At 63.5% G+C, this 1,529-nt stretch carries 1 protein-coding gene; it reads right to left on the bottom strand.

What is annotated here, in order from left to right:
* On the bottom strand, positions 1-1,508 hold a 1,508-nt coding region (locus tag BUB54_RS19735), incomplete at its 3' end, for a heavy metal translocating P-type ATPase (protein WP_244890807.1).
* Between the last annotated feature and the right edge of the window lie 21 nt (positions 1,509-1,529).

A 1,529-nucleotide genomic window follows, 5' to 3' on the forward strand; every position in this document is an offset into this window, starting at 1 on the left:
GCTTCGGCTTTGTGCTCGGGCAGGATTTCTGCCTGCACGTCGTCGATGCCGAGTGAATGAGCTGCGACTCGCGCGCTTCCCGGATTATCGCCAGTCAGCATCGCGACGCGCAGCCCCCGGGCATGCAGGGCGGCAACCGCTTGCCGCGCCGTGGATTTCAACGCATCGCCGAAGCCGATCAGGCCAATGACGCGCGGATCGGGACCTGTCTCGATCAGCCAAGACACGGTGCGTCCTTCCTCCTGGAGTGCGGTGGCACGGGCCTCCAACACGGTCGAATCGAGACCGTTTTCCTCGATCACGCGGCGTGAACCGAGCACCAGTTCATGTCCATCGACGGTTGCTTTCATGCCGCGCCCCGGCAGCGTCCGTACATCCGTTGAATGTGGTGGCCGGATACCGTCGGCTTTTGCCCGCTCGCGTACGGCCTTGGCGAGCGGGTGCTCGCTTGCTTGCTGTACCCCTACCGCGAGACGCAGCAGTTCCGCGACTTGGGCACCGTCCACCGCTTCGAGTGCGATAATCGAGGGATTGCCTTCGGTGAGCGTGCCAGTCTTGTCGAAGGCTACGGTGTCTATCCGGTGGGCGATCTCCAGGGTCTCTGCGTCCTTGATCAGGATGCCATATTTTGCTGCGACGCCGGTTCCCGCCATGACAGCGGTCGGCGTGGCGAGGCCGAGCGAGCACGGACAGGCGATGACCAGCACCGAAACAGCAGCCAGGATCGCGTGCTCGACTTGTCCGGTCGTAAGCCACCAGGCCAAAAAGGTCACCGCGGCGATACCGAGCACCACGGGCACGAATACCGCGGCGACCCTATCGACCAGCTTCTGGATCGGTGCTTTCGTCGCCTGGGCATTCTCGACCAAACGCACGATGCGCGCGAGCGCCGATTCCGCGCCGACCGCCCTGGTTTCGACAAGGAGCAATCCTTCTCCATTGATGGCACCGCCGATCACCTTGTCACCCGGCGACTTCAGCACCGGCAGGCTCTCACCGGTCAACATGGATTCGTCAGCAGCGCTTTCGCCTTCTTGGATTACGCCGTCTACTGGGATGCGCTCGCCAGGCCTGATGACCACGATATCACCCACCGTCACCTGATTGACCGCGACTTCGCGTTCCGAGCCGTCGGTTTCGCGCAGGCGCGCCCGCTCCGGGCGCAGTGCCGTGAGCGCGCGCAATGCCTCTCCGGTCTGGCGCTTACCACGCGCCTCCAGCCATTTGCCGAACAGGATCAGGGTGATCACGATTGTCGAGGAATCGAAGTAGAGCGCTGCGGGTGTTGTTCCCGTCGCCCAAGCGCGGATGAGTAGCCAGAGGCTGAGCCCATAGGCAGCGGAGGTGCCCAGGGCGACAAGCAGATCCATGTTGCCAGTGCCTACCCGCAGCGCTTTCCAGCCGGCACGGTAGAAGCGCCCGCCGAGCCAGAATTGCACCGGCGTGGCGAGGGCGAGCTCCACCCAGCCGGGCAACTCAAACGGGCTGCCGGTAAGACGCAGGATCATAATTATAAATAACGGTGCGGT

The sequence above is a fragment of the Acidocella aminolytica 101 = DSM 11237 genome (assembly GCF_900129125.1).
GTDB classification, from domain to species: domain Bacteria; phylum Pseudomonadota; class Alphaproteobacteria; order Acetobacterales; family Acetobacteraceae; genus Acidocella; species Acidocella aminolytica.